The sequence below is a fragment of the Paraburkholderia sp. UCT31 genome (assembly GCF_014397655.1).
Taxonomy (GTDB): domain Bacteria; phylum Pseudomonadota; class Gammaproteobacteria; order Burkholderiales; family Burkholderiaceae; genus Paraburkholderia; species Paraburkholderia tuberum.
Genome location: NZ_VZQP01000015.1, coordinates 1 through 20,553, shown reverse-complemented (window position 1 = coordinate 20,553; position 20,553 = coordinate 1). Strand labels below are relative to the sequence as shown.

Below are 20,553 nucleotides of genomic sequence, written 5' to 3'. Positions count from 1 at the left end.
CGCCGGTCAGAGTCAGTCAGCTTCAGGCAGGCTTCGCTTCGTGCCTCGCGCCATCGAGCAGCGCGCGCGCCTGCGCTTCATACTGCGCGAGATCTTCGAGCGTCGCGTCGAGATCTTCTCGCTGACGTTCGAGCACTTCGCGATGACGCGCGACCGTCGCGAGGAACGCGTGCAACTGCGGCACGGTATCGGTCGGCGATTCGTAGACGTCGAGCAGGTCCCGGATCTCCGACAGCGTGAAGCCGAGCCGCTTGCCGCGCAAGGTGAGCTTCAGACGCGTGCGGTCGCGGCCCGAATAGACGCGCCGCAAGCCGCTCGAACCCTCGCGGCTCGGTGAGAGTAAACCCTGGTCTTCGTAGAAACGGATCGCGCGCGGCGTGACGTCGAATTCGCGCGCGAGCTCGGTGATCGTGTATTGCGTATTCATCGGGACATCTCGTGGCCGCTTGGTCGGCACAAAACCGGATTGGACGATAGAATCGACGTTTACGTTATCGTCAACCTGAGCGGAAAGCAACCACAACCCGGCCGACCGGCATCGCACACCTCGCCATGCCGGAGGGTCGTCGGAGGAAGACAGTCCCCATGAATGCACTCGAACACCAGCTCGAATACCCCTTCAACGACACGATGCCCGACGCGGGCCGCACGATGGAAGTCGCGCCCGGCGTGCTTTGGCTGCGCATGCCGCTGCCATTTGCGCTCGACCATATCAACCTGTGGCTGCTGCGCGATGAGATCGACGGCCAGCAAGGCTGGACCGTGGTCGATTGCGGCATCACGTCGGACACGATCAAGGCGAATTGGGAGAGCGTGTTCGAATCGGTGCTCGACGGCCTGCCGGTGCTGCGCGTGATCGTCACGCATTGCCATCCGGATCACATCGGCCTCGCGCATTGGGTGTGCGGCGGTGGCGATAAAAAGCGTTGGGACGCGCGACTGTGGATGACACTCGGCGAATACATGCAGGCGCGCGTGATGGCGACCGGCGACGGCTCGAACGCGGGTGGCGAGGCCGCGGCGCGGCACTTCGCGCGGCACGGTCTGACCGACGCCGAATCGCTCGAAAAACTGCACAATCGCAATAGCTACTACGCGAGCCTCGTGCCGGCGATTCCGGGGCAATACCGCCGTTTGCGCGAAGCCGAGGACGTGAGGATTGGCGGTAGGACGTGGCGCGTGGTGACGGGATTCGGCCATTCGCCGGAACACTGTGCGCTGCACTGCGCGGAAACCGGCACGCTGATTTCCGGCGACATGGTGCTGCCGCGCATTTCGACCAACGTGTCGGTGTTCGATATCGAGCCTGAGGGTTCACCGCTCGAACTGTATCTGGAGTCGCTCGGCCGCTACGAGACGATGCCTGAAGCTACGCTCGTGCTGCCGTCGCATGGCAAGCCGTTTCGCGGCGTGCGCACGCGCATTCAGCAACTGCGCGAGCATCATGACGCGCGGCTCGCCGAAGTCCGCGAAGCATGCGCGGAAAGGCCGCGCAGCGCCGCCGATATCGTGCCGCTGATGTTCAAGCGCCAGCTCGATATCCATCAGATGACATTCGCGATGGGTGAGGCGCTCGCGCATTTGCATCTGCTGTGGCGGGCGGGGGATTTGAAGCGGACGCAGGATGCAGATGGGGTGATTCGGTTTGCGGCGGTGTGATCTTTTCGATTCGATGCGCTATATGAGCGCACTCAGCGGCGCAACGGTGCTGGGTGTGTTCATTCGAACTATTTCAACGGCAAGTCAGATGCAGCGTCGCGAAGTTGCTGGGCACGCCGGTTGTTGAGTTCCGCAACGCAAGCCAAACTGCGCACTTCGCGTGCACTGCCGGCTCCACCACCGCTTAGCGAAGCTGCGAACTGGCATTGAGTCTCGCGGTACTTAGCGAATTTGCTGTTTGATGCGACGAGTCTTGCCTTGGCCTGGTTCACGTACTTGTTGTCTTCATCCCATTTGGAGAGGGTGCCAGCCATCTTCTCCTCGGCTCGTCTGAGGGCCTTCTGACTGGCCTCTGCTTTTTCTGCCAGACAGTCCCGCATTCCCGATTGCGAGAATGCACTGCATTCTTCGCGTAAAGCCCGCTCGCTTGCAACGAGAGCAGTTGAGGCCGCAAGGACCAACGTTGGCAGGCAGGCGGCCAGGCCTAAACAGATCAGCTTTATCGCGCGCATAGGGCCACCTTTCCTTTACGCACCATTGACAAAGCGTAATCAAGCTTTCTGGCGTAGTTGAGGTCACCGCCTCCGTTATAACGCTCCGCTATCAATGCCGCGGAGAAGGGGCGCCAGCTCGTAATAGCCTTTTGAACTGAAGCCTTCCGGTACTTCAACACTTGTCCGGGTCGCAGAACGGTGGCGGGGGATTCAGCTCTTTTAACGTGTCAATCGTCGTGCCCTGAGCCTTCGCCATCTTGTCGAGGCTGTCTCCTGGCCTGACGGCGATTTTGTAAACCTTAGGGTCAGCACGAAATACGCTTCGGTACTTAAAATGTGCCATGCGCATCAGCAAATAACCAATACCAGCACGGATGTTATACGCCGGTATCGTTCTGACTGAGGCCATTGTCAGCCGTCCTATCCAGGCTGGCGGCACAATCAAATCGCCGCCTTCATTACCTGAAAGCAGCGATGCTAATCCAGGATCGCCTGCAACCCCAATTCGCATCGGCTTGGCGTTCCACTCAGGATCGTGGGCACCTGTTTCGACCCACAACATCGCCTTGATAAGCTGCCAGTCCAGGGACACGTACCCGGAAGTGCCGCAGAGATGGCGGTGGTACTCATGGACTGCCGTCTGGATCTCGCAGTCCCAGGAATTCCATTTGGCATCGCTTACAGCCTTGCTAACGCCATCCTGCCACCGTTCAAAACCTGTCCTCGTTGGAGCTTGCATTGCCATAACCATTCCTTCTGTCAAAGTGTGGGCGGCTACTTTGCAGGCAATTATCAGCTTCTTGCCTGAGGAAAATTGCATTAGGAATCGGTCTGGCGGCCAAAGGCCCGAGATCACGTCGGAAAGAGGTTACGCAGTGTCAAATGCAACCAGCCAATTCGCGCGTTGAATAAAAAAAGCCCGGTTCAAAAACCGGGCTTTCTTGCAGTTCCGGCCGCGTCAACCGCAGCCCGCAGTCACTGCACCACCACCGCCCCAAAATTCTGCCGACCAAACGGACTCACGTGATACCCGCTCACGTTCGTGCGCGTGATCGCGGCAGCGGTCGGATAGCCGAGCGGAATCCACAGCGCTTCGTCGTGGATGATCTGCTGCGCGGCTTCATACGCTTTCGTGCGCTTGGCGATATCGGACGTCGCTCTGCCGTCGGCGATCAGCTTGTCGAGGTCCTGATCGCAGAAGCGCGCGAAGTTGATGCCCGACTTCACCGCGTTGCAACTGAAGAGCGGCGACAGATAGTTGTCCGGATCGCCGTTGTCGCCGGCCCAGCCCATGAACAGCGTGTCATGCTGACCCTGCTTCGCCTGCTTGATCAGCTCGCCCCATTCGATCACCTTTACGTCCGCCTTCACGCCGATCTTCGCGAAGTCGGCCTGCAGCAGTTCGGCACCGGCCTTCGGATTCGGATTCAGCACGCTGCCATTCGGACGCACCCAGATCGTCGTTTCAAAACCGTTCGGATAGCCCGCGTCGGCGAGCAGCTTCTTCGCCTTCGCCGGGTCGTACGGCCAGCCCTTGATCGAATGGTTGTAGCTCCACGTATTCGGCGGAAACGGGTTCACGGCCGGCGTCGCGGTGTTGTCGAACACGGTCTTCAGATATGTCGTGCGGTCGAACGCCATGTTCAGCGCGGCGCGCACCTTCTGGTTTTCAAGTGGCTTCTGCTGCGTGTTCAGCGCGACGAAGGCCGTCATGAACGCGGGCGTCTGCACGATCGCGAGCGACTTGTCGTTCTTCGCGTCGGCGAGATCCTGCGGCTTCGGCGACAGCGCGATCTCGCATTCGCCAGCCTTCACCTTCTGCGCGCGCACGGTCGCGTCCGGCGTGATCGCGTAGATCAGGCGCTCGATCTTCGGCTTCGGTCCCCAGTAGGTCGGGTTCGCGTCATAACGGATCACCGCGTCTTTCGTATAGCTTTTCAGCACGAACGGGCCGGTGCCAATCGGCTTCGCATTCAGATCGACCTGCTTGCCGGCCTTCAGCAACTGGTCCGCGTACTCGGCCGAATAGATCGACGCGAAGCCCATCGTCAGGATCGACAGGAACGTCGCGTTCGGCTCGTTCAGCTCGAACTTGACCGTGTTGTCGTCGACCTTGGTAATCGACTTGATCAGCTTCGGCAGCCCCATCGATTGCGCATGCGGGAAGCCGCTCGCGCCCGCCACCTTGTGCCACGGATTGCTGTCGTTGAGCATGCGGTCGAACGTGAAGATCACGTCGTCGGCATTGAGCGCGCGGGTGGGCTTGAAGTAGTCGGTGGTTTGGAACTGCACGTTGGGGCGCAGGTGGAACGTGTACGTCAGGCCGTCGGGGCTCACTTCCCACTTGTCGGCGAGCGCGGGCACGACCTTCTTCGCGGCTTCGTCGAACGACACCAGCGAGTTGAAGATCACGTCGGCCGATGCATTCGTCGTGACGAGCGAATTGAACTGCACGACGTCGAAGCCGTCGGGGCTCGATTCGGTACAGACGGTCAACGGTTTGGCGAGCACGAGCGCGGGCGCAGTGAGCAGGATGGCGGCTGCGAGCAGTTTGAAGCGCATAGGATCTCCGGTAACGAGCGCAGTCAGGCAGTGCGTCTGGTTGTGTTTATGGCGGCGATGCGTGAGCGGGCAGGTCAGCGGTCCCGGCGCGCGCGTCGCCACGATTGTGATACGTTCCCGGCGCCGTCGTACAGGTCGGGCGATCCCGGCCTGAGGCCTGGGGGCCGGCCTTCGAGGCCTGGCCGGCGGCGCGCCTTCGCGAAAGCTTATCGAAGGGCCATTTTGGCGACAACAATTTAATTGACATATCCATATGGGGGCGGCGCGGCCATGCTGCCGCCTCACGCTGCGGCGGCCTGACGCAGCAGGTAGCCGATGCCACTTATTGCGCGCACGCCGTACCACGACGTCATTTCCCCATCGATCAGATCGATGCGCTTGCCGGTGAGACGCGGATCGCGCGCGAGCGCATCGCGATGCGCGGCCGTGAAGCGGTACGGCTCGCTCGACAGCAGCACGCGCTCGACCTGCGCGAGCCACGGCGCGTCGTCGAAGTCGAGCGTGGGGTAACGCGCGGCGCCCGCGCTGCCGCCGCGCACGTCGGGCAGCGTATGCCAGTTCACGAGGCGCAGCATCGCGGCGATGTAGGTGTCGCGTGCGACGCTCATCCACGGTTCGCGCCAGATCAGGTACAGCACGCTCTGCGCGGCGAAGGCGTGAGCGCCGGCTTCGCGCAGACGCGCTTCGAGCGAGTTGCTCAAGCGCCGCGCTTCTTCTTCACGCCCGAAGATCGCGCCGAGCAGCGCGAACAGCGCGAGGTTGTCGTGCGGCGTCTGCGGATGGGTGACGACGATGTGCGGCACGAACGCGCGCAATTGCTCGACGGTGTCGCGTTCGTTCTCGTCGACATTGACGATCAGATGGGTGGGGCGCAGCGCGCGGATCGCGTCCAGTTTGACGGCCTTCGTGCCGCCGACCTTCGGCACCGCCCGGACCTTGTCGCGCGGATGCACGCAAAAGCCGGTGCGCCCGACGATCTGCTGTTCGAGGCCGAGCGCGAACAGCGTTTCGGTGAGGCTCGGCACCAGCGACACGATGCGCGCGTCGGTGCCCGCGGATTCGTGCGCGACGCCGGCTGCATCGACCGCACGGGACTGCATGGCTTACTCGGTGGCGGCGCGCGGCTTGCGCGGCGCGCGTTCGAACACCCGGTCGTAGAGCCAGCGCGGCAGCACATGCAGCAGCAACGCGGCCACGCGCATCTGCCACGGAAACACCGCGAACGACGTCTGCCGTTCGACCGCCCGCGCGACCTTCGCCGCGAAACGGTCGGGGTCCATCAGGAACGGCATGTTGTACGGATTGTGCTCGGTCATCGGCGTGCGGATATAGCCGGGCGCGATCGTGACGACCCCGACGCCGAACGGCCGCATCTCGACGCGCAAGGCCTCGAGATACTTCAGGGCCGCCGATTTCGACGCGCTGTACGCGCCCGAACCGGGCAAGCCGCGCACGCCCGCGACGCTCGCAATGCCGACCAGTGTGCCGCGCTTCGATGCGGCCATCGCGGCGGCAAATGGCTCGAACGTCGCGACCATGCCGAAGTAATTGATGTCCATCACCTCGCGGAACGTGCGCAGATCGCCGTGACCCGTTAGCGCGCCGCGGCTGATGCCGGCGTTGGCGATCACGACGTCCGGCAGGCCGTGCGCGGCGATGAAGCGCGCGGCCGCATCGGCGAGCGCTTCCGCGTCGCGCACGTCGACTGCATAGATCGAGACGGTGTTCTGGGGATGGGACCGCTGGAACCCGGCGAGCGCGTCGCCGCGGCGGGCGACGAGGCCGAGAATCGCGCCGCGCCGTGCGTATTCGCCGGCGAGCGCGAGGCCGATGCCGCTCGAAGCGCCGGTAATGAAAACCTTCAGCGGAGAGGTCATACCGGCGCCTCGTGATTACATCTTCTTGGCGCGGACTTGCGAGACGAGGTAGTCGAGCACCTGGACCGTGCCCGGCAGGGTGCCGGTCGCGGCCGGGCCGGTTTCATACTTGCCCTGCACGGCGAGCGTCGGCACGCCGTCGATCTTGTAGTCGTCGAGCAGCTTCTTGTCCTTCTGCAGCGCGCTTTGCGTCGAGAACGAGTTGTACGCTTCCATGTACTTCTTCGGATCGACGCCGAGCGTCGCGAGGTATTTGCTCTGGTCTTCCGGCGTCAGCAGATAGTTCTTGTTGACATGGATTTCGTTGAACACCTTCGGCGTCAGTTCGTTCGCGACGCCGAGCGCGTCGAGCGCGTGGTACATCTTCGAGTGCGGAATGAAGTCGTCGCGGAAGGCGACCGGCACGCGGCGGAACACGACGTCCGGGCCCTGCTTCTTGACCCAGGCTTCGAGGAACGGGTCGAATTCATTGCAATGCGGGCAGCCGTACCAGAAGAATTCGATGACTTCGATCTTGCCGGCCGGCACGTCGGTCGGTTGCGGCGAGGCCAGCACGGTGTAGTCCTTGCCGGCAACCGGCGCGGTCGGCGACGCATGCGCGCTGGCCGCGATCAGGCCTAGCGAGAGAAACAGGATGCTCAGCAGCTTTTTCATGTTGTGTAGACCCAGATAAGGCGGTAGCGCGGCGACGCCATGCTAAGGGCCCGTCGCCGCTGGTCGGATTCGGTGTGGCCGCCCGCCACAATACAGGTCGAAGCGGCCATCGTGCTTGTGACCCGCGCGCCGCGCCGATAGTTCGACGCGCCGTGCGGGCCGGCATTACCGTTTGTTTATTGTTTGGTGAAGCGGATCACCGCGGTATCGACACCCGCGTCCGACAGACGCTGACGACTCGAATTCATGTCCTCGAACTTCGAGAACGGCCCGATGCGCACGCGGTAGTACGTGACGCCGCCGGCATCGCGCTGCGTGACCTTCGATTCGAAGCCCTGGAACGCGAGGCGCGCGCGCTGCTGTTCGGCATCGGCGGAGGTCTTGTACGCGCCGACCTGCAGGAAATAGCCGGTGTTCGCCTCGCCCGGCGCCGGAGCGGCGGCCGAGCCCGGCTTGGCGTTGGCGGCCGTGGTCGCGCTCGTGCTCTTAGGCACGGAGCCTGCCGCGGTGGCGGCCGGCGCGCTCGAGGTCTGCGGCTTCTTCGCCGGCGCCGGCGCGACGATGCCGCCGGTGCCGTTCTCCTGCGCGGGATTCGGCGCGACCGCCGTGCCGTTGTTATTCGCGTTGCCGCCCGACGGCGGCACTTCGACGATCTGCGGTTCTTCGAGCATGCCCGACTGGGTCTGGGCGTTGGTCTGGCCCGGCGCGGTGTTCGGCGGAGCCGGTTGCGCGGCCTGCGGCACCGGCTGGCCCGGCGTCTTGCCTTGCAGCGGACGGTTCGGATCGTATTGCGCCTGGCTCGCACCGTTGTCGGTCGCCGCTGGCGGCGCGACCTTCGACACGAACGGCGTAGGTGCACGGGTGATATACAGCGCCACCACTACCGCGATCGCCAGGCCGACGATCAGGCCCAGCACGATGCCGAGAAAAGTGCCCCCGGTTTGCTTCGATTGCTTTGTTGTGCGGCGTGGTTTTGCCATCGTACGAATCACCTGCAAAAAGAATCCAGGAACGGCCGCCGATTATAACGACGGCCGCGCGCATATTACGCTGGAGGAGTTACATCTTGACGGGAGCGGAGACGCCGATCGTCGCGAGACCGTTGGCCAGCACCTGGCGCGTGGCCGCGAGCAGCGCGACGCGAGCGTTGCGTTCGGCCGCGTCGTCGACCAGCACGCGCTCGGCACGGTCATTGTAGAACGAGTGAAATTCGCCGGCGAGTTCGCGCAAGTAGAAGGCGACCGCGTGCGGCGCGAGTTCGTCGGCGGCGTGCTGCAGCATGTCCGGGAATTCGGCGAGCTTGTTGAGCAGCGCCATCGAGCGCTCGCTTGTCAGCGGCGCGAAGTCCACGCTCGCGAGCGCGTTCTCGTCGAGGCCGTAGCGCGCGTTGCACTCGGCGATCACCGAGCAGATGCGCGCGTGCGCATACTGCACGTAGTGCACCGGATTCTCGTCGTTCTGCTTCAGCGCGAGGTCGATGTCGAACACGAACTCGGTGTCCGCCTTGCGCGAGATCAGGAAAAAGCGCACCGCGTCGCGGCCGCGGCGAATGGTTTCCTCGTCGATCAGATCGACGGCCGCTTCCGAGCCCGGCGTCGCGCCGCCCGACCATTCGATCAGGTCGCGCACCGTCACGTAGCTGCCCGCGCGCTTCGAGATCTTCACCTCTTCGCCGTTGCGCATGACCGTGACCATCTTGTGCAGGATGTAGTCGGGGTAGCCCTTCGGAATGCCGATGCCGAGACCCTGCAGACCTGCGCGCACGCGCGCGATCGTGCCGTGGTGATCCGAGCCCTGCACGTTGATGACCTTGGTGAAGCCGCGCTCCCACTTCGCGACGTGATAGGCGACGTCCGGCACGAAGTACGTGTAGGTGCCGTCGGTCTTGCGCATCACGCGGTCTTTGTCGTCGTCGTCGTCGGTGGTGCGCAGCCACAGCGCACCTTCCTGCTCGTAGGTCTTGCCCGCGGCGATCAGCGCGTCGACCGTTTTCTCGACGCGGCCTTCCGTGTACAGCGACGATTCCAGGTAGTACTGGTCGAACTTCACGCCGAACGCCTGCAGGTCCATGTCCTGCTCGCGACGCAGATACGTGACCGCGAAGCGGCGGATCGCCTCGAGGTCCTCGACGTCGCGCGCGCCGGTGACGGGCTCGCCGTCGCTCGCCTCGACCGTGATGCCGTTCAGATAGTCTTTCGCGATGTCGGCGATGTACTCGCCGTTATAGGCCGACGCGGGCCAGCCTTCGTCGCCGGGGGCGAGGCCGCGTGCGCGTGCCTGGGTCGACAGGGCGAGCGTGTGGATCTGCACGCCGGCGTCGTTGTAGTAGAACTCGCGGTGCACGTCCCAGCCCTGCGACGCGAGCACGTTCGCGAGCGCGTCGCCGAGCGCGGCCTGGCGGCCGTGGCCGACGTGCAGGGGGCCGGTGGGGTTGGCCGACACGAACTCGATCAGCACGTGCTTGCCGGCGTCGCGCCGTGAGCGGCCGTACGCGTCCTTCTCGGCGAACACGGCGGCGATCACGCCTTGCTTGGCTACGGCCGTGAGCCGCAGGTTGATGAAGCCGGGGCCCGCCACTTCGGCGGTGTCGATCAGGCCTTTGGCCTGCGGATTGACGAGCAGCGCATCGACGATCTGTTGCGCGAGCTGGCGCGGATTGGCGCGCAGCGGCTTGGCGAGCTGCATCGCGACGTTGCACGCGACGTCGCCGTGCGCGGCGACTTTCGGGCGCTCCAGCGCGATGGCGGGCGAGACGAAGGCGGCTTCCGTCGCGCCTTGGGTGGCAGTCGCGACCTGCTTCACCGTCTCGGCGAGCAGTGTTTCGAGTGTGTGTTTGTGTGCGGGCAGCATGCTTGTTGCGAGTCCAGTGAGGCAATCCGGTAAGGCGGAAGAGGCGCCGGCCGAGGCCGGTGTCGCAAGCGTTGAACGCGGCAGCGCTTTGCGGCGCCGATGGCTGCGCCGCCGGCAGACTGTCCCCCAGGCGATGCGACGAGACGCGAGCAGCGCAACGCGGTGGACTCCGCTCGGCGGCCCGCCGGCACGCAGGCTCGCGCGGCATGCGGATCGCGGCCGATGGCTCGACGCCCCCGTTTGGCCCACGTGTGCGATGCTCGTCGAGCCTTGCCATACGTGGCGCTGGGCGGCGCGCTTTTCCGTTCAGACGGATTTTAGCAGGTGCTAATATGTTCAATGAGTTGCCCACGAGGGGCTGGGGCCGCCGCGCCTTGCCGGCGCCACGTCAGGCGCACGCTGTTGCAGCCCTTGGGACGCTCATGCGTTAACCCGACATAACGAAAAAGGGAACAGTCATGCTGATTACTTTCAAGTGCCACGCCTGCCCGGACGTGATGATGCTGGAGAATCTGGCGCAGTATCTGGTCGGCATTGTCGGCAAACGCCTTGGGCAGCGGGGCGTCATTACTCACGACGAACTGGGCCCGGCCATCGAGAAGCTCGAAGCGGCGATCACCTCCGACAAGCAGGAGCGCGCCGAGCACGAGGGCCATTTCCACGAGGGCGAAGACGGCCGCGATCGTCACGAGATTCCGCCCGGTCTCGCGCAGCGCGCGTATCCGTTCCTCGACATGCTGCGCGCGGCGCAGAAGGAAAACGCGGATATCGTCTGGGGGCTTTGATTTCTGCTGGGTCCCGAGCGCCGCGGCCCGGTCTCAGAAGGCCTTCATAAGCGCTTTTGGGGCGCACTCAAAGAAAGGAGCCCGCTTGACGCGGGCTCTTTGTCATTCAGAGGGCTTGTCCGCCTCGCCGCTCACTGGCTCGCGGGGGCCGCCGACGCTGCCGCGCCTTTCTTCATCTTTTGCTTCTTCGCCTTTTTGACATGCGCCTCGGTGGGGGGCGAGTAGGAGCTGACCGCGCTCGATCCGCCCGGCGCGGCGGGTTGTGCGAGCGCCACGGAAGCGCCCGCGGCCAGCGAAACAGCGGTCAATAACAGTGTCAGCTTCTTCATACGATTTTTCTCCGTTGACGGTTGCAATTTCGGTGAGCCGGCGCGTTGTGCTCGCGCCTGACGGGATGAAAGCCGACTCAGTCTACAAAGCCGAAATTGCCGTGGCGCCAAATATTCTGTCTTTCGGACTCGATATAGTCGCGCACGCGCGGCTCGGGCCGCACGGCCCGGCCACGTATCGCTTCACGCTCAAAGCAACGGCGCCAACGCGCGCTCGGCGTCCGCTTTCGTGAGCGACATCCGCTGCGCGTAGTCGTCGAGCTGATCCGCGCCGATCTTGCCGACCGAGAAATAGGTGCTGTCCGGATGCGCGAGGTAGAAGCCCGACACGCTCGCCGCCGGCAGCATCGCCAGCGATTCGGTCAGGCTCATGTTGATTTCGTTCGCCCGCAGCACGTCGAACATGTCGCGCTTGACGAGGTGGTCGGGGCAGGCCGGATAGCCTGGCGCCGGGCGGATGCCGCGGTATTTTTCGGCGATCAGCTCGTCGCTGGAGAGGTTTTCGCTGTTCGCGTAGCCCCACAGGTCGCGCCGCACGCGCGCGTGCAACGCTTCGGCGAATGCTTCGGCGAGCCGGTCCGCGAGCGCCTTCAGCATGATCGCGCTGTAGTCGTCGAGATCCTTCTCGAACTGCCTCTCCTTCACGTCGACGCCAAGACCCGCCGTCACCGCGAACATGCCGATGTAGTCGGCGACGCCCGAGTCCTTCGGCGCGATGAAGTCGGCCAGCGAGCGGTTCGGCCGCATCACCCCGTCGACCACCGGCCGCACGCTCTGTTGACGCAGATTGCGCCACGTCAGCGCGACTTCGGTGCGCGATTCGTCCGTGTAGATTTCGATGTCGTCGTCATTCACCGTGTTGGCCGGCAACAGCGTGATCACGCCGTTGGCCTGCAGCCAGCGGCCCTGAATCAGGCGCGCGAGCATCGACTTGCCGTCGGAGAACACGCGCCGCGCCGATTCGCCGACGATCTCGTCATTGAGAATCGCCGGATATGGGCCGGCGAGATCCCACGTCTGGAAGAACGGACCCCAGTCGATATAGTTCGCGAGCTCGTTCAGATCGAAGTTCTTGAACACGCGCCGGCCGATGAACTTCGGCTTGACCGGCTGATAGCCTGCCCAGTCGATCTTCGTCTTATTGGCGCGCGCTTGCGCGAGCGTGACCATCGGCTGTGCTTTTTTGTTCGCATGCTGATCGCGGATGCGGTTGTAGTCGGCGTTCAGTTCGTCGATGTACTTCGCGGCGCCCTCGTCGGACAGCAGGCTCGAGGCGACCGATACCGAGCGCGACGCGTCCGGGACGTAGACCACCGGCCCGTCGTAGTGCGGAGAGATCTTCACCGCCGTGTGCACACGCGAGGTCGTCGCGCCGCCGATCAGGAGCGGAATCTTCTTGACGCGGAAGTAGTCGTCGCGCTGCATTTCCGATGCGACGTAGGCCATTTCTTCGAGACTCGGCGTAATCAGGCCCGACAGCCCGATGATGTCCGCGCCCTCGACCTTCGCCTTCGCGAGGATCTCGCTGCACGGGACCATCACGCCCATGTTGACCACTTCGAAGTTGTTGCACTGGAGCACGACCGACACGATGTTCTTGCCGATGTCGTGCACGTCGCCCTTCACGGTCGCGATGACGATCTTGCCCTTGGCGCGCACGTCGTCGCCGGCCGCCGCGAGCTGGCGCTTTTCTTCCTCGATGAACGGGATCAGATGCGCGACCGCCTGCTTCATTACGCGCGCCGACTTCACGACCTGCGGCAGGAACATCTTGCCCTGGCCGAACAGGTCGCCGACGATGTTCATGCCGTCCATCAGCGGACCTTCGATCACGTTGATCGGACGGCCGCCTGCAGCGGCGATCTTCGCGCGCACTTCCTCGGTGTCTTCGACGATGAACGTGGTGATGCCGCTCACGAGCGCATGCGCGAGACGCTTCTCGACCGGCTGCTTGCGCCACTCGAGGTTCTCTTCCTTCTTCGCGGCGCCGCTTTTGAACTTGTCGGCGATTTCGAGCAGGCGGTCGGTGCCGTCTTGACGGCGATTCAGCACGACGTCTTCGACGAGCTCGCGCAGTTCGGGATCGAGTTCGGCATACACGCCGAGCTGGCCCGCGTTGACGATGCCCATGTCCATCCCCGCCTGGATCGCGTGATAGAGGAACACGGTGTGAATCGCCTCGCGCACCGGATCGTTGCCGCGGAACGAGAACGACACGTTCGACACGCCGCCGCTCACCTTCGCGTACGGCAGGTTCTGCTTGATCCAGCGGGTCGCCTCGATGAAGTCGACCGCATAGTTGTTGTGTTCCTCGATGCCGGTCGCGATCGCAAAGATGTTCGGATCGAAGATGATGTCCTCGGGCGGAAAGCCGACTTCGTTGACGAGCACGTCGTACGAGCGCTTGCAAATCCCGGTCTTGCGCTGGAACGTATCGGCCTGGCCCTGTTCGTCGAACGCCATCACGACCGCAGCCGCGCCATAGCGGCGAATCAGCTTCGCATGATGAACGAACGCTTCCTTGCCTTCCTTCAGCGAGATCGAGTTGACGATCGCCTTGCCCTGCACGCACTTGAGACCCGCCTCGATCACGTCCCACTTCGACGAGTCGATCATGATCGGCACGCGCGCGATGTCCGGCTCCGACGCGATCAGATTCATGAAGCGGACCATTGCCGCTTTCGAATCGAGCATCGCCTCGTCCATGTTGATGTCGATTACCTGCGCGCCGTTCTCGACCTGGTGGCGTGCGACGGCCAATGCTTCGTCGAACTGATTGTTCAGGATCATTCGCGCGAACGCTTTCGAGCCGGTCACATTGGTGCGTTCGCCAACGTTGATGAAGAGCGTCCCGGACGTGACGTTGAACGGCTCGAGGCCGGCAAGGCGCATGGTGTGATCGGTCATGGCGTGTGTGCGAGTCGGGTGCGTGCGTTAAGGGACGTGCAGGACGTGCAGCGCGTCGGGGCGAAGTGTTGCAGGCGGGCTCAGGCCGCGTCGCGATACTGGCTCGGCCACTTGCGCGGCTTCAGCTCGGCGAGCGCCTTCGCGATCGCCGCGATGTGCTCGGGCGTCGTGCCGCAGCAGCCGCCCGCGATGTTCACGAGCCCCGCTTCGGCGAATTCCTTCAGCAGGCCAGAGGTATCCGCGGGCAATTCGTCGAAGCCGGTGTCGCTCATCGGGTTCGGCAGGCCGGCGTTCGGATAGCACGACACGTAGGTGTCGCACAGCTTCGCGAGCTCGGCGATGTACGGACGCATCAGCGCCGCGCCGAGCGCGCAGTTCAGGCCGAACGTGAGCGGCTTCGCGTGACGCAGCGAGTTCCAGAAGGCCTCGACGGTCTGGCCCGACAGAATGCGGCCCGACGCATCGGTGACGGTGCCCGAGATCATGATCGGCAGACGCTCGCCGGTGTTTTCGAACAGCTCGTCGAGCGCGAACAGTGCGGCCTTCGCATTCAGCGTGTCGAAGATCGTTTCGACGAGGAACAGGTCCGCGCCGCCGTCGAGCAGCGCTTTCGCCTGCTCGTAGTACGCGGCGCGCAGTTCGTCGAAGGTCACGTTGCGCGCGCCCGGATCGTTGACGTCCGGCGAAATGCTGGCGGTTTTCGGCGTCGGGCCGATCGCGCCGGCGACGAAGCGCGGCTTGTCCGGCGTTGCGTATTTGTCGCACGCGGCGCGCGCGAGCTTCGCCGATTCGATGTTCATCTCGACGGCGAGCGATTCCATGCCGTAGTCGGCCTGCGCGACCGTGGTCGCGCCGAACGTGTTGGTCTCGATGATGTCCGCGCCCGCCGCGAGATACTGCTCGTGAATCTCGGCGATGATCTGCGGCTGGGTGATCGACAGCAGTTCGTTGTTGCCCTTGATGTCGCGCGCGTAGTCCTTGAAGCGCTCGCCGCGATAGCTGGCTTCGTCGAGCTTGTAGCGCTGGATCATCGTGCCCATCGCGCCGTCCAGAATCAGGATGCGCGAGTTCAGCAGCGCGGGCAGCGCTGCGCCGCGGGTGTAGGCGGGCTCCGAACGGACTGGCGTGATGGATTGAGCAGGCTGGGTCATGGCGGACGAGGGCTTGCGCCGGCGTTGGCGGAAAACCTGTCATTGTAGCCGCAGCCGGGCGGATGCGCCCGCCGCGGAGGAGAGTGCGAGGCGCGGCCGGCAAAATCGACCGATACGAACGCGCCGCGCCGGGAATTCAGAAACGCGCTAACAAACGATGCAATAAAAAACGGCCCGGCAAGCCAAAGCCTGCCGGGCCGTTTCGCTGCCGCCGACCGCTTGATGGAACCCGCCGCCAAAGCCGCGCGGTGCGGTCGATCGATGTCGCCAGAGCGCCAGCTGAACACCTCCGGTCAATGCAGGACCACCGGTTGATGCATCAGACTGTCGAATTGACCGAGGAATTCATCAACCTCGTCGAGCGTCGGCTCGCCTTCGATCAGCTTTTGCACATGCTCGCGAAAACGCGCCGCCATTGCCCCATCGATGTAGATTTCGCGCTGCATGTTCTTGTCGACAATCTCGTAGCCGCCCGACTTCATGGCAAGCAGACCTTCCTGCGGAGGAAACTCGACGACACAGTAGTTAGGGCTGTTATAGATCATTTGCATGGCGACACTCCTTATTTCCGTTGGGCTCCTGCCCTTTTCTGCACCGTAGGTGGAGCATGTGGGATGGAATTCAAGGGGTGGGTCCGGACGACGCAAGTAAAAACTCCGGACCTGACGGTTAGACTCGCCGCTCCAGAAACGATTCAAGCAAGGCGGCAAAACGCTGTGATTGCTCGATTGGCGCGAGATGCGCGGCGTCCAGCAACTCGAAGCGGGCGCCCTCGATCGCCTCCGCTATTGCCTGCGTAGCAGCAGGGGGCGTGCCAGTGTCGTGACGTCCGGCCACCGTCAGCGTCGGCGAGCGGATTGCGCCGTGCTGGCCGCGAAGGTCGAAATCGCGCAGTGCCTCGCAGGCCATCGCAAAACCTTCCGGCGAGGTGCGCGCAAATGTCTCACGGATCGGCTCGACCGCTTCGGGATGGCCGGCCTGAAAGTCGGGCGTGAGCCAACGCGCGATCGTCGACGGTAACAGCGCCTCCATGCCGTCGCTGCGCGCGGTGTGGGCGCGCTGATTCCACAACTCACGGTTCTCGGGCGGAGTGCCGCCGGTGCTGTCGGCAATCGTCAGCGTGTCGATGCGCGATGGATGGTCGAGCGCGAACTGCTGCGCAATCATGCCGCCGAGCGACAGGCCGACCAGGTGCGTCGTCCGCGCGCCGAGGGCATCGAGCAGTTTGGCGAGATCGTCGGCCAGATCGTGCATGGCGAACGGCTCGCGCGCAACTGCGCTGTGGCCGTGGCCGCGCACGTCGTAGCGCAGCACCGTGTAATCGTCGCGGAAATAGCCTGCCATCTGATCCCAGATGGAAAGATCGCCGCCCAACTGATGGATGAACGTGAGCCACGGGCCGCCGCCTTCGTTGCTCAGCACGTAGCGGGTGTCGATACCGTTGATGTTCACTTGCATGTGGACTCCTTTGAAGGAAACGCAGTGAAAAAGCGCGGTGGGTCGCCTCGTTCGCGCGAACGAGGCTCCATTGACGTGCGAGTCAGCGTTGCAAAGGAAGTTTCGCCGATCTCGTGCGGATTTGCTCGTGACACTGTGTCACGAAAAGTGTCACGGTTTGATGATGGTCGGAGCGGTCGAATCGACCGCTGCAGCTGGGGCGGCCTCGGGTGTTACTGCCGATGCGTCGGCCGGTGCTGGCGCGGGCGTTGCAAGGCCCGTGGCAGCGGGGGCTGCGGGTGCAGCAGGCGTGGCCGGCGCGCCACCATTGCCGCGGTCATCCGGCGACGTGCCATCGACATTCAGCTTGCCGCGCCACACCAGTTCGAACTGGGTACCGTTCGGCTCCGTCTGCAGGATGCGCGCCGGCAGCCAGCCAAGGGACGGGGCGAGCCACACATCGACGCGGCGCTGGTCGCCATCGTGGCGCGGCAGACGTTTGAAGTGACGCGTCTCCAGATAGCCTTGCGCGGCGCGGATCGTTTCGTCGCCGATCGTCTCGATCGGCCAATTCTCCCCGCTATCGGTATCGACGACGAAAAACTGTCGTGTCACGCCAGGCTTATAGGCGTCAGGATCGCCGCGCACGAGGCTCGCGAGCTGCATCACGACACTGAAGCGATCCTGCGCGCCGTCGGGCAACGGCAACGAGGCGGGCGTGCGCGTAAAGCCAACCTTCTTGTCGTTGCGATTGAAGATCGCGATGTCTTCGGCGCGACGGCCACGCTTTTCGCTGTACTGCGCCGGCGCGAGGCCAAAGGCATCGATGCCGCCGTGGCTCGAAAACACGAACGGACCGACGAACGGCAGCGGCACTGATACGACCATTTCGTAGCCCTGCCCGTCGCTCGCCCAATGGATCGTGCCGGGCGCGTTGCGCACGCCGTTGTAGAACGTGTCGTAGTCGAGTTCGGCCGACGGCGGTACCGAAAACTTCACGCCCTGCGACGCTTGCGGCGCGCTGGCCGCGGCAGGGGCGCTCGCGACGGCGCCACTGGCATTCGCATGGGCCGATGCATTCGCGTTCGCGATGGCGGGTGGCGCGCTAGCCGCCACCTCCGATGCCGGCGTGGCCGCGGGCTCGTCCGGTTTGGCCGGTTGCAACGCGGTCATCACATGCTGCTCGCGCGGCGGCCTCGCCGCGGGCTTGCGTGCAGGCGCGGGCGGATGCGGTGCCGGCACGGCGGGCTGTGGCGCGGGTTGACGCTCGACCCTTTCGGGCGTCAGCAGCACGACCTGCACCGGCACATGCTCGCGATTCGCCGGATTCAGATCCACGCGATTGCGCTCGAACCATTGCGCCGCGATCCAGTGCACAACCGCGACGGCCGCGAGGACGGCGATCCAGCGCCACGCGCGCGCGCCGCGTCCCGGCCCGCTACCAAAAGCGGGCAGGCGATCATGACGGCGGTTGGCGGAAGCAAAATCCATCGGCGCTTGAATCGGTGAGAGCGTGAAAGGATACGGTGCGTATCAACCGTTGTCACCACGCGGCGTCGCGCTATAGCCGAGTTCGTACGACAGCTTGCGCGCGCATTCGCGCAACGCGGTATCGATCTCGCCGCCCCAGCGGATATCGAAGGCGCCTTCATGGCCGAGCGCGACGAGACCGAGCGCGAGTTCGCCGGTCGAATCGAACACCGGCAACGAAAACGCGTGGATCGTCGGCAGCAGCATGCCTTCGACGCGCGCAGCCTCGTGCTCGCGCACCTCGGCGAGCACCTTGTCGACCTCTTCGCGGGTGCGTGGCGCGCCGCTATACGACGAGCGCCGCGAGTCGGCCAGCTCGCGCTCGAGCATCGCGGCGGTCTTGCCGGACGGCAGGTAGGCGGCGAACAGCAGACCGGTCGCCGAACTGAGCAAGGGCATCACGTCGCCGAGCTTCAGCGACGCCTTGGCCGGATAGCTCGACTCCATCCAGTGCACCATCGTTGGTCCCTGATTGCCCCACACCGCGATGCCGACGGTCAGGTCGAGCCGGTCGCGCAGTTCGGCGAGCGCGATGCGCGCGAGCTTCACACCGTCGACGCGAGCAAGCCGCGCGAGCCCCAGCTGCAAAGCGAAGCCGCCGAGTTCGTAGCGGCCCGACAGCGGGTCCTGCGCGACCACGCCGAGACGCAGAAAGCTGACCAGATAGCGATGCGCCTTCGCCGGACTCATGCCCGCGCGCTGCGCGAGATCGCGCAGCATCATCGCGCGTGGCTCGTGGGTCAGCACGTCGAGCAGCCTGAAACCGACCTCGATCGACTGGATGCCCGAGCGCAGTTTTTCTTCGCCGGGTTCGCCGGGTTCGTCATCGGCGCCGGTGGCGTCGGTTGCATGGGCGGGATCGAGCAGATCGTCGGCGGACGCGGCGTCGGTGCGGGTGCGGATGCGGATCGTGTCGGAGCGGGCGTTGGCGGACATGTGCAAAAGGCGCGGGCAGCGCGTTCGGTGATCGTAATGAGACGGCTACGGTGACACGACGACGAACACGCAGATATTGGGCCGCGCCGATTCACCATCGTAGAATACATTCCTTCCATCGTCACTAATACACGGTTCACAGCTCTATGAAACTTGCCTCGCTGAAGGACGGCACGCGCGACGGTCAACTGATCGTCGTGTCCCGCGACCTGCACACGGCGGCCATCGCCGACGCGATTGCGCCCACGCTGCAGCGCGTGCTCGACGACTGGGCCTTCTACGCGCCGCAACTGCACGACCTTTACGATGCGCTGAACCAGGGCCGTGCGCGCAACAGCTTTTCATTCGACGCCAAAGAGTGCATGGCGCCGCTGCCGCGCGCGTTCCAGTGGGCCGACGGCTCGTCGTACGTGAACCACGTCGAGCTCGTGCGGCGCGCGCGCGGCGCGCAAATGCCGCCCGAATTCTGGACCGACCCGCTGATGTACCAGGGCGGTAGCGACGACTTCATCGGCCCGCGCGACGACGTGGCGTGCGCATCGGAAGAGTACGGCATCGACTTCGAGGCCGAAGTCGCGGTCGTCACCGGCGATGTGCGGATGGGCGCGACGCCCGAGCAGGCCCTGCGCGGCGTGCGGCTGGTCATGCTCGTCAACGACGTGTCGCTGCGCAACCTGATCCCCGCCGAACTCGCGAAGGGCTTCGGCTTTTTCCAGAGCAAGCCGGCCACCTCATTCGCGCCGGTCGCCGTGACGCCCGACGAGCTCGGCGAACACTGGCGCGAAGGCCGCGTGCATCGGCCGATGATCGTCCACTGGAACGGCAGGAAGGTCGGCCAGCCCGACGCGGGCACCGATATGGTGTTTCACTTCGGTCAGCTGATCGCGCATGCCGCGAAAACGCGCAATCTGCGTGCTGGTGCCATCGTCGGTTCGGGCACGGTGTCGAACAAGGACGCGAAACGCGGCTACTGCTGTATCGCCGAGAAGCGCTGCCTCGAAACGATCGAGCACGGCGCGCCGCAAACGGAGTTCATGAAATACGGCGACACCGTGAGGATCGAAATGTTCGACGATGCGGGCAAGTCGATTTTCGGTGCGATCGAGCAGAGCATCGCGCCGCTCGAATGAAGCGCGGCGCTCACGCGGCAATGCTGTGACGCGGGCGGCACGCGCGAAAGGGTTTCGCCCGATGCCGCCACTTGCGCGCGCGGCTACACTGCGGCAAACATCACAACGAAAACCCCGACGTGAGGAGGAGATGGTATGGACGCCTCCCTCCCGCGTCGGATAGGAGAGGCAGTAGGAACGGCGGAGCCCTCGCTATACCCGACGGCATCAGAGTGCCAAAGTGGCGGTGTCAAAACGACCAGTAAGGGTAAG

Annotated in this window: 18 protein-coding genes and 1 pseudogene; 3 read left to right on the top strand and 16 right to left on the bottom strand. The window is 64.3% G+C overall.

Translation table 11 applies throughout. The annotated features are described in order from the left end of the window. Nucleotides 1-22: 22 nt before the first annotated feature. Nucleotides 23-427: a MerR family transcriptional regulator gene (locus F6X40_RS14805; protein ID WP_184026376.1), complete on the bottom strand. Its 405-nt coding sequence runs from the start codon at nt 425-427 to the stop codon at nt 23-25. A 158-nt stretch (nt 428-585) separates the two neighbouring features. On the opposite strand from F6X40_RS14805, the gene F6X40_RS14800 reads away from it, so the two are divergent. Next, complete coding sequence (locus F6X40_RS14800) at nt 586-1,659, top strand: MBL fold metallo-hydrolase (RefSeq protein WP_187628335.1); 1,074 nt, start codon at nt 586-588, stop codon at nt 1,657-1,659. Between the two features lie 68 nt (nt 1,660-1,727). On the opposite strand, the gene F6X40_RS14795 is transcribed toward F6X40_RS14800, so the two are convergent. The 8 genes from F6X40_RS14795 to argS all read right to left on the bottom strand — a co-directional run bounded on the left by F6X40_RS14795 (nt 1,728) and on the right by argS (nt 10,096). Continuing rightward, complete coding sequence (locus F6X40_RS14795; RefSeq protein ID WP_187628334.1) at nt 1,728-2,171, bottom strand: lysozyme inhibitor LprI family protein; 444 nt, start codon at nt 2,169-2,171, stop codon at nt 1,728-1,730. A gap of 154 nt (nt 2,172-2,325) precedes the next feature. After that, nucleotides 2,326-2,973 carry a LysM domain-containing protein gene (locus F6X40_RS14790; RefSeq protein WP_316251810.1) on the bottom strand — a complete coding sequence of 216 codons (648 nt, stop codon included), beginning with the start codon at nt 2,971-2,973 and terminating at the stop codon, nt 2,326-2,328. Nucleotides 2,974-3,128: 155 nt separating this feature from the next. Next, nucleotides 3,129-4,715: an ABC transporter substrate-binding protein gene (locus tag F6X40_RS14785; protein ID WP_184026385.1), complete on the bottom strand. Its 1,587-nt coding sequence runs from the start codon at nt 4,713-4,715 to the stop codon at nt 3,129-3,131. Between the two features lie 281 nt (nt 4,716-4,996). After that, the gene (locus F6X40_RS14780; RefSeq protein ID WP_187628333.1) at nt 4,997-5,815 is read right to left on the bottom strand and encodes a helical backbone metal receptor; all 819 of its coding nucleotides are present in this window, start codon (nt 5,813-5,815) and stop codon (nt 4,997-4,999) included. Between the two features lie 3 nt (nt 5,816-5,818). Next, nucleotides 5,819-6,592 carry an SDR family oxidoreductase gene (locus F6X40_RS14775; RefSeq protein WP_187628332.1) on the bottom strand — a complete coding sequence of 258 codons (774 nt, stop codon included), beginning with the start codon at nt 6,590-6,592 and terminating at the stop codon, nt 5,819-5,821. A 15-nt stretch (nt 6,593-6,607) separates the two neighbouring features. Beyond that, nucleotides 6,608-7,246 (bottom strand): thiol:disulfide interchange protein DsbA/DsbL, encoded by a 639-nt coding sequence (locus F6X40_RS14770; RefSeq protein WP_187628331.1) that lies wholly within the window; start codon nt 7,244-7,246, stop codon nt 6,608-6,610. 176 nt (nt 7,247-7,422) lie between these two features. Continuing rightward, the gene (locus tag F6X40_RS14765) at nt 7,423-8,226 is read right to left on the bottom strand and encodes an SPOR domain-containing protein (RefSeq protein ID WP_187628330.1); all 804 of its coding nucleotides are present in this window, start codon (nt 8,224-8,226) and stop codon (nt 7,423-7,425) included. Between the two features lie 79 nt (nt 8,227-8,305). After that, nucleotides 8,306-10,096 carry an arginine--tRNA ligase gene (gene argS, locus F6X40_RS14760; RefSeq protein ID WP_187628329.1) on the bottom strand — a complete coding sequence of 597 codons (1,791 nt, stop codon included), beginning with the start codon at nt 10,094-10,096 and terminating at the stop codon, nt 8,306-8,308. Between the two features lie 458 nt (nt 10,097-10,554). Between argS and F6X40_RS14755 the strand changes: the two genes are divergently transcribed. Then, complete coding sequence (locus tag F6X40_RS14755; protein ID WP_018419249.1) at nt 10,555-10,881, top strand: DUF1840 domain-containing protein; 327 nt, start codon at nt 10,555-10,557, stop codon at nt 10,879-10,881. Between the two features lie 131 nt (nt 10,882-11,012). Here F6X40_RS14755 and F6X40_RS14750 read toward each other — a convergent pair whose 3' ends face one another. The 7 genes and pseudogenes from F6X40_RS14750 to F6X40_RS14720 all read right to left on the bottom strand — a co-directional run bounded on the left by F6X40_RS14750 (nt 11,013) and on the right by F6X40_RS14720 (nt 19,171). Next, nucleotides 11,013-11,210 carry a hypothetical protein gene (locus F6X40_RS14750; RefSeq protein ID WP_018419250.1) on the bottom strand — a complete coding sequence of 66 codons (198 nt, stop codon included), beginning with the start codon at nt 11,208-11,210 and terminating at the stop codon, nt 11,013-11,015. 189 nt (nt 11,211-11,399) lie between these two features. Beyond that, a pseudogene (metH, locus tag F6X40_RS14745) lies at nt 11,400-14,129 on the bottom strand (methionine synthase); the annotation flags it as partial. A 68-nt stretch (nt 14,130-14,197) separates the two neighbouring features. Next, nucleotides 14,198-15,268, bottom strand: coding sequence for a homocysteine S-methyltransferase family protein (locus F6X40_RS14740; RefSeq protein WP_090802800.1), 1,071 nt, complete (start codon nt 15,266-15,268; stop codon nt 14,198-14,200). 293 nt (nt 15,269-15,561) lie between these two features. After that, nucleotides 15,562-15,819, bottom strand: coding sequence for a DUF3567 domain-containing protein (locus tag F6X40_RS14735; RefSeq protein WP_062125693.1), 258 nt, complete (start codon nt 15,817-15,819; stop codon nt 15,562-15,564). A gap of 118 nt (nt 15,820-15,937) precedes the next feature. Next, nucleotides 15,938-16,726 carry an alpha/beta fold hydrolase gene (locus tag F6X40_RS14730; protein WP_184068629.1) on the bottom strand — a complete coding sequence of 263 codons (789 nt, stop codon included), beginning with the start codon at nt 16,724-16,726 and terminating at the stop codon, nt 15,938-15,940. 150 nt (nt 16,727-16,876) lie between these two features. Continuing rightward, nucleotides 16,877-18,196: a DUF3108 domain-containing protein gene (locus tag F6X40_RS14725; protein ID WP_187628327.1), complete on the bottom strand. Its 1,320-nt coding sequence runs from the start codon at nt 18,194-18,196 to the stop codon at nt 16,877-16,879. Between the two features lie 42 nt (nt 18,197-18,238). After that, entirely contained in the window at nt 18,239-19,171 is a 933-nt protein-coding gene (locus F6X40_RS14720) for an IclR family transcriptional regulator (protein ID WP_187628326.1), read from the bottom strand. 146 nt (nt 19,172-19,317) lie between these two features. Between F6X40_RS14720 and F6X40_RS14715 the strand changes: the two genes are divergently transcribed. Then, nucleotides 19,318-20,301: a fumarylacetoacetate hydrolase family protein gene (locus tag F6X40_RS14715; RefSeq protein WP_184051339.1), complete on the top strand. Its 984-nt coding sequence runs from the start codon at nt 19,318-19,320 to the stop codon at nt 20,299-20,301. Nucleotides 20,302-20,553: the final 252 nt, after the last annotated feature.